6 protein-coding genes and 1 tRNA gene are annotated in these 7,757 nt (G+C 73.2%); 3 read left to right on the top strand and 4 right to left on the bottom strand.

What is annotated here, in order from left to right; translation table 11 throughout:
• Positions 1–96: 96 nt before the first annotated feature.
• Positions 97–1,899 carry an NAD-binding protein gene (locus AB0K03_RS15995; RefSeq protein ID WP_364684854.1) on the bottom strand — a complete coding sequence of 601 codons (1,803 nt, stop codon included), beginning with the start codon at positions 1,897–1,899 and terminating at the stop codon, positions 97–99.
• 91 nt (positions 1,900–1,990) lie between these two features.
• On the opposite strand from AB0K03_RS15995, the gene AB0K03_RS15990 reads away from it, so the two are divergent.
• Positions 1,991–2,563, top strand: a complete 573-nt coding sequence (locus AB0K03_RS15990) for a hypothetical protein (RefSeq protein WP_364684852.1) — start codon at positions 1,991–1,993, stop codon at positions 2,561–2,563.
• A gap of 31 nt (positions 2,564–2,594) precedes the next feature.
• On the top strand, positions 2,595–3,059 hold the full coding sequence (locus AB0K03_RS15985; RefSeq protein WP_364684850.1) for an MSMEG_6728 family protein: 465 nt from the start codon (positions 2,595–2,597) through the stop codon (positions 3,057–3,059).
• Here AB0K03_RS15985 and AB0K03_RS15980 read toward each other — a convergent pair.
• Both AB0K03_RS15980 and AB0K03_RS15975 read right to left on the bottom strand, forming a co-directional pair.
• Positions 3,029–3,466 carry a GNAT family N-acetyltransferase gene (locus AB0K03_RS15980; RefSeq protein WP_364684848.1) on the bottom strand — a complete coding sequence of 146 codons (438 nt, stop codon included), beginning with the start codon at positions 3,464–3,466 and terminating at the stop codon, positions 3,029–3,031. The genes AB0K03_RS15985 and AB0K03_RS15980 overlap by 31 nt on opposite strands.
• 50 nt (positions 3,467–3,516) lie before the next feature.
• A tRNA-Thr gene (locus AB0K03_RS15975) sits at positions 3,517–3,593 on the bottom strand.
• 180 nt (positions 3,594–3,773) lie between these two features.
• Here AB0K03_RS15975 and ugpC point away from each other — a divergent pair.
• A complete protein-coding gene (gene ugpC / locus AB0K03_RS15970; RefSeq protein ID WP_364684846.1) occupies positions 3,774–4,859 on the top strand; it encodes a sn-glycerol-3-phosphate ABC transporter ATP-binding protein UgpC in 1,086 nt (361 codons plus the stop codon).
• A 57-nt stretch (positions 4,860–4,916) separates the two neighbouring features.
• Here the strand turns inward: ugpC and AB0K03_RS15965 are convergent, their stop codons facing one another.
• A complete protein-coding gene (locus AB0K03_RS15965) occupies positions 4,917–7,733 on the bottom strand; it encodes an Hsp70 family protein (RefSeq protein ID WP_364684845.1) in 2,817 nt (938 codons plus the stop codon).
• Positions 7,734–7,757: the final 24 nt, after the last annotated feature.

Genomic DNA, 7,757 nt, shown 5'->3' with positions numbered 1-7,757 from the left:
CGCCTGGATCCACTCTTACAATCACCACCGCGGGCACACCGCACTCGGCGGCCAACCACCCTCAAGCCGCGTCCCCAACCTCACGGGTCAGTACATCTAGGGAGCCTGCTCCGGCTCGAGCAGCATCGGCTCCGGCGGCGGGGTGGCCTGCTCGGTGAGCGCGCGCAGCCCGGCCCGGCGGGCGACCGCCATGACCCGGTCGCCGGCGATGAGCACCCGCCGCGGATCCGGCGCCCAGTCGACCCACTCCGAGCCGGCCGCGACCAGGCCGATGACCCGTACGCTCAGCGGCCGGTCGGCACGCTCGATCGGCGCGCCGTCCAGCGGCGAGCCGGCGAGGATCCGGACGTCGGCGACCAGCAGCGCATGCCGGTCGACCGGGATGGTGGCGAGCACGTCGCGGTCCAGCATGGCCGCGGCGAACGCCGGCGCGGCCAGCCGGGAGACGCTGCGGGAGATGTCGATGCTGAAGGCGTCCTGCACGCGGCGGGCGAAGTCGTCGTCGAAGAGGCGCAGCACCACGCGCAGGTCGGGGCGTACCGACCGGGCGTTCAGCGCGGCCTGCAGGTTGGTCACGTCGTCGGTGGAGACCATCACCAGGGCCTTGCTGGTCTCGATCGACGCCGACCGCAGCGTCTCCTCCAGCGACGCGTCGCCGACGATCAGCGGTACGCCCAACTGCTCGGCGACCTTCGCGCCGCGCGCGTCCGCACGCCGGTCGATGGCCACGACCTCCAGGCCCAGGTCGGTGAGCTGGCGCAGCACCCGGGTGCCGACGCTGCCCAGCCCGACCAGCACGATGTGATCCTGGTGCGGGTTGGCGACGACGCCCTGCGCCAGCGCCAGCCGGGCGTTGACCATGCCCTCGACGACCGCGGCGGTGATCAGCGGCAGCAGCGCCAGACCGGAGATCGTGAGAATGAGCTGGGCGGCCTGCGCGACGGCGTTGCGCTTCTCCTCCACATCGGACGATCCGACCGCGGTGAGCAGCGTGACGTACATGGACCGCCAGAAGCCCTCGACGTTGTCGGCGTGGGCGAGGACCGTACCGGCGACCGCGGTCACCAGCAATGTGATCATCACGGCGATGCCGAGCTTGCGGCTCAGCGCCGCCCGCAGCGCGCGGCCGAACGTCACGAACGGGTGCCGGCGGCGCTTGCGGGCGCGGACCAGGCGCTGCGCGGCCACGGCCTGACCGGCGGGTCGGCCGGTCGCCTCGGCGAGCACCAGGTCGACCGGCCGCTCGGCGTCCGGCGCGGGGTCCGCGGGCAGGACGTCGACGCCTCCGGCGCCGTTCGCGGCGGTCAGGGCACAGATCACGTGCTCCGGGTGTACGTCGGCCCGCCGCGCGACGTAGACCGTGCGGCCCGGGAGCCGGACGTGGGTCGGCGCGACCTCGCCCAGCGAGGCGGCCACGAACGCGGGGGCGGCCATCGCGGCATCGGAGAGGACGGCACAGTCGGCGAAGAGGCGGCGGACGCCGTACCCGAGACCGGAGTTGAACATCCGGATGACCAGCCGCAGGTCCGGCTCGACCGCCTGCGCGCACAGGGCGGCGTGCAGGTTGACGACGTCGTCGGGCATCACCAGGGCCAGCGCGGCCGCGCCCGCCAGGCCCGCGGAGCGGAAGGTGCTCTCATCGAGGCGGTCGGCGCGGATCACCCGTACGCCGCGCAGCGCCGCGAGATCCGGCACGTCGGAGCGCAGCCGCGGCGGCACCACCACGGTCAGCCGGATCCGGTGACCGGCGTTGGCCAGCTCCTCGGCGAGCGTGTAGACGAGCGCGTCGGCGCCGCAGATCACGAAGTGCGGCCGGTTGTCGCCGTTGCGGGGCAGCCCCTCGCGCAACCGGGACACGAACGATCGCCGGGACGGGTCGCGCGCGGGATCGACGGCCATGGCGGCATCGTAGCCAGCCGGAACCCGCGCCCTGGGCCGATCGTTGCCCCATAACGAACCATTCGTCCGATTTTCCTCCGGGAGGACATCCATGCGTAAGCGCTTCTACGCCGGGGCGGTGCTCGGCGGCCTGCTGCTCCTGGGCACGACCCCCGCGTACGCCGACGACCTCCCGCTGCCGGTCGGTGGCCTCACCGGACTGCTCTCCTCCTCGCCGGTCTCCTCCTCGCCGCTCTCCTCCTCGCCGGTCTCCTCCTCGCCGGCGGATGGCGGTTCGGGGCTCAGCCTCGAGAACCCGCTCGGCGGCGGGCCGCTCGTCGGCGTACGGCCCGGCGACAACACTCCCAGCCTCACCGCGCCGGAGGATGTGCCGCCGGCCCAGCCCACCCAGGTGCCGGCCGCGCCGCTCCCGGGCAGGCCGCCGCTGGACGCCGGGCCGGCGCCGCACGAGTCCGGCCTGTTCACCGGAGGGCTGCCGCTGCTCGGCGGCCTCGGCGGGCTGCTGCCCGTCGACGATGCACCGGACGGCGCGAGCGGCCTGCCGGCCGGGGGCACGCCGGTCGCCGATGACGACCCGCGGCTGCACGAGGAACCGGCCGGCGACGAGCGCGCCTTCTCCGACAGCGGACGCCCGATCGCCGGCGAGGACGTCGACTTCCCCTGAGCCGGCCCGCCCCGCGCGGGATCATTGCCCCATGCAGACCTTCCTGCCGTTCCCGGAGTTCGCCGCCAGCGCCCGGGCGCTCGACCAGAAGCGGCTGGGCAAGCAGCGCGTCGAGACGATCCAGGTGCTGCGCGGCCTCATCCAGCCCGGGTACGGCTGGCGCCACCACCCCGCGGTGAAGATGTGGAAGGGATACGAGGAGGCACTCGTCCGCTACGGCCTCGACATGTGCGGCATCTGGGTCGCCACCGGCCGCGCGGACACGACGGCGGAGACCATGCGCGCCGACGTCGCCGCGGCCCGGGGTCTCACCGAGATCCGCGCTCAGGACGACCTCGCCGCCGCGGGGGAACTGCCCCCGTGGCTCGGCGACGACGCCGTGCACCTCAGCCACCGCTCGGCCCTGGTTCGCAAGGACCCGGACTTCTACCGGCCGCTGTTCGGCGACGTCCCCACCGATCTGCCCTACGTCTGGCCGGCGTCCGACCGCGGCTGAGTCACGTCCCACGAGAGCAGCAGGAACGGCTCCTCCTCGTTCGCGCCCGCCCGGCGGTACGTGCGCTGCGCCGCCTCGTTGTCCCGCTCGGTCGCGACCCACATCCCGTAGCACCCGCGCTCACGCGCGATGCCGGCCAGCGCCTCGACCAGGGCTGTTCCCACGCCCTTGAGCCGCGCGTACGGTGCGACGCCGAGCTCGTACACGAACATCTCGGTGCCCTTGTCGGGGTGGGTCATCTCCACCCCGGTGACCATCCCGACCGGCCGCCCGTCCTCGTACGCCAGCAGCAGATGGTGACCGGGCTCGGCGAGGAACTTCGCCGTCGCGTCGGCGAGCGGCGGGCCGTCGAACAGATGAGCGGCCGGCTGCACGTCCGCGGCGTCGGTGATGCGCTCGATACGCATGGCAACCCCCACGTGGGAATTCTTTTCAGCGCAGTCGCCGCGCGAGAAGGTGGAGCCCCCGGTCGGAATCGAACCGACGACATCCTGTTTACAAGACAGGTGCTCTGGCCAACTGAGCTACAGGGGCGCGGGCCTCAGCATAGCGGCTGCTGCCCGGACGGGCCGAAACGCCCGCCGACCGCCCGGCGACCTTGGCAGAACATGAAAAAACATTTACGGTGGCGGGGCGTGTGGCGCGCCACACGTCTGTTCCTCCCACTCGGATCGTCCGGCACGTTCCTGCCGGTGGAAAGGAAGTCGATTCCCCATGGCTACCGTCACCTATGACAAGGCCTCCCGGATCTACCCGGGCTCCGACCGCCCCGCCGTCAACGAGCTCAACCTCGAGATCGGCGACGGCGAGTTCCTCGTCCTGGTCGGCCCCTCGGGTTGTGGCAAGTCCACCAGCCTGCGCATGCTCGCCGGCCTCGAGGACGTCGACCGCGGTCGGATCCTCATCGAGGGCAAGGACGTCACGAACCTGCCCCCGAAGTCGCGCGACATCGCGATGGTCTTCCAGAACTACGCCCTCTACCCGCACATGTCGGTGTACGAGAACATGGCGTTCGCCCTGAAGCTGCGCAAGACCCCGAAGTCGGAGATCGACCGCCGGGTCAAGGAGGCCGCCCAGCTGCTCCAGCTCGACGAGTACCTCTCCCGCAAGCCGAAGGCGCTCTCCGGTGGTCAGCGTCAGCGTGTCGCCATGGGCCGGGCCATCGTCCGCGAGCCGCAGGTGTTCCTCATGGACGAGCCGCTGTCGAACCTCGACGCCAAGCTGCGCGTCCAGACCCGTTCGCAGATCGCGACGCTGCAGGCCAAGCTCGGCATCACCACCGTTTACGTGACCCACGACCAGATCGAGGCCATGACGATGGGCCACCGCGTGGCCGTCATGCTCGACGGCGTGCTGCAGCAGTGCGACACCCCGCGCGAGCTGTACGACCGCCCGGGCAACGTCTTCGTCGCCGGCTTCATCGGCTCCCCGGCCATGAACATCAAGACGGTGCCGCTGACCGAGTCCGGTGGCAACTTCGGCTCGCTGAACCTGCCGCTGACCCGCGAGCAGGTCGCCGCCGCGCAGTCCGGCGGTGGCAAGGTCACCATCGGCTTCCGCCCCGAGGCGACCGACCTGGTGGCGCCGACCGCGGGTGGCCTGCCGATCGTCGTCGACCTGGTCGAGGACCTCGGCTCGGACGCCAACGTCTACGGCCACGCGGCCCTCGACGGCGGCTCGGAGCGGTTCGTCGTCCGCACCGACCGGCGCACCATGCCGACCATGGGCGAGACGGTCTACATCAAGCCGCAGGCCGACCACGTGCACGTGTTCAACGCCGGCAGCGGCGAGCGCATCTGACGCGTACAGGCTCTCGCAGAAAGGCGGTTCCCCTTGGGGGGACCGCCTTTCTCATTTCTACGACGCGAAGGTCTGCAGGACGAAGTCCTCGTCCGCGACACAGGCCAGGTTCTTCTGATCCCAGGCGCAGGACGAGGTCCGTACGTTCTCGAGCGCTCCCAGCGGCACCGGGTCGTCGCCCACGTGCACGCCGGACAGCGCCGGATCGTCGGCCGACGTGGACAGCGTCTTGGAGAAGAGCAGCATGTTGCCCCGGTCGAGGCGGCCCGCCGTGCCGGCCCGGGTCCACGCCACCTTGCCGCCGTCGTCGAGCAGCGTCACCTGCGCGGGTGAAGTGTTCTGCGACGCCAGCACCGCCTCGCCCACCGGCACCAGCCCGTCGGCGTCCGGCACCGTCCGCGACCACAGCACCCCGCCCTTGGCCACGTCGACCGCCACGACCTGGGCCGTCTTCGCGTCGTACCCGGTCTTCTGGACGAAGCACACCCGGTCGTCGCCGCAGGCCGTCAGATGCTCGAGCCGGCTGTTGTCCGGCAACGTGTACGGCACCTGCGGCTCGCCGAGCTCGGCCAGGTCGTAGACGACGATGCGCCGGGTGGTGCCGGACTCGGCCACGACCAGCCGCCCGTTGTGCGCCACGATCGGGTCGTCGGTGTCGGCCACGCTGCGCCGCGGCCCGGCCACCTCGTCGCCCGTGCGCGCGTCGAGGACCCGGGCGGACCGGTCCGCGCCGATCTGCACGAGCCGCTCGTCGTCGTCCGTCGGCCCGGCGAACGGGACCCCGCCGGTGGTGGCCGCCCCGGCGAAGTCGTCGGCCGTGGTGACCGGGACGATCCGCGTGGCGCCGAGGCCGTACTCCGTGGTGGGGTTCCGTTTCTCCCACGCGGTCCGGCCGCGGTCGCGGACCTTGAGCCCGAGCACCCGCTTCTCGGTCCGGTCGACCAGGACGGCGATGTCACCGGCGAAGAACACGTTGTCGTCCGAGGAGATCGACCGCTCCCACATCTTCCGGCCGTCGCCCCGGTCCAGCAGCACCATGCGCCGGTCACCCGTGGTGGAGTCGGTGCCGGTGATCGCGACCACCGCGTGCGGCATCGTGAAGAAGAACTCCCACCGGCTCGCCGAGCCGGCGTCGGCGCTGGTCCACAGCTTCTTTCCGGTGGCCGCCTCCGCGGCGACGATCCCCAGCTGCCCCTTGTCGTCGGCCGACGCGAAATACGCCCGGCCGTCCCGCAGCCCGGCCGCGGAGAACGCGGAGGTGACCGGCACGATCGGCGGAACCCGCTTCGGCCGGCTCAGCGGCTGGTAATCCAGCGACGGCGTCCCCGGCCACAGCAGCGCCACGACGGTCGCGGCCACCCCGAGAACGACGACGGTCGCCGCCGCGACGATCCACAGACCTCTTCTCCGGTACGCGGGCAGCTTGTGCTCCACCCCCGCGCCGTCCGCCGCCGGGTGACCGTGCGCCGGAGGCGGCCAAGGCTGATCCGGCGAGGCGCCCGGCACCGGGGAGACGGGCACGACCGAGACAGGTGGGATCAATGGTGCGCCGTTCGCCGCGGCGAGCGCGGCAGCTTCCCCGGTGGCCCACGGATCGACCGGCTCGGCGTACTGCGGCTGGTCGTCGGGTCCCGGCGGCGCGGCCGGGCCGGGCGGCGGCATCGTGTCCGTCGGCGGACCGGCGGCCTCGGTCGCCAGGGCGGCGGCCGGCTCGGACGCCGGGTGCGCCACCGTGTCGGTCCGCGGCGGCACCGCGGCCGCCTGCATCGGACTGACCGGCGTGTCCCGCTGCTCCGGCGCAGCCGGGACCGCGAGGATCGCCCCCTCGGCCACCGGCAGCTCCGGCTGCTCCAGCACCGTCGGCGCGACGCCCAGCTCGCTGTGCAGCAGGCGCGCCACGAGCGGCACCCGCGACGAGCCGCCGACGAGGAACAGCCCGGCCAGATCCGCCGGCGCCAGGCCGGCCGCCTTCACGACCGCCTCCGCCTCCGCCACGCCGCGCCGGATCAGCGGGGCCGCCACCATCTCCAGCTCGTCGCGAGTCAGGGAGACCGCCTGCTCCACGCCCGGCACCGGCACGGGCGCCTGCCCGGCGCGCGACAGCATCTCCTTCGCCCCGCGTACGTCGTCCCAGAGCTGACGCCGGGCCCGCCACTGCGCGAGCGTCACGGGCTCGCGCAGGGCGGCCCACGCCTCGGGCTGTGACCTCTCCAGGCCGGTGCCCAGGTGCGCCACCAGGGCGGCGTCGATGTCGAGGCCGCCCAGGTCGTCGAGGCCACCGGAGGCCGCGACCTCGAAGCGGGCGCGGCCGTCGGGACCGGCGCCCTCGTTGCGGACCACGGCGACGTCCAGGGTGCCGCCGCCGAAGTCGAAGACGGCGAGCGCCGCCCCGACCGGCACCGGCCGGCGCAGCACCTCGGCGAAGTAGCGCGCTGCCGCGACGGGCTCGGGCACGAGCGGCGTTCCCGGCGGCCATCCCGCGAGGGCCAGCGCCCGGGTCAGCACCTCGCGGCGCTGAGCACCCCAGGCCGCCGGGCAGGTGACCACGGCCGGCGGCAGCTGCCCGGCCGCCGCGACCGCCTCCCGGGCCACCGCTTCGAGCAGCGCCGCGAGCAGGTCGGGCACCGGGACCTCGCCGTCGCCCAGCAACACGCTGGAGGCGTCGACGTGCCGCTTCGGGTGAGGCTCGAGCCGGTCGGGTTCGGCGTACCCCAGGCGGAGCGCGTCGCGGCCCACGTGCAGGCGGCCGGTGCGGTCGAGGTAGACGGCGGAGGGCAGCATCGGGAGGCCGTCGAAGAGCAACGGGCGGACCCGGCCGTCGGGCCAGCGCAGCATGGCGACCGTGTGGGACGTGCCCAGGTCAACACCGAGCATGCAGCTGCCCCTCCGCGCCGGACG

The sequence above is a fragment of the Actinoplanes sp. NPDC049316 genome (assembly GCF_040677315.1).
Classification (GTDB): domain Bacteria; phylum Actinomycetota; class Actinomycetes; order Mycobacteriales; family Micromonosporaceae; genus Actinoplanes.
Note: the sequence above shows the minus strand (reverse complement) of the source record. Positions and strands in the feature narration are given on the sequence as shown.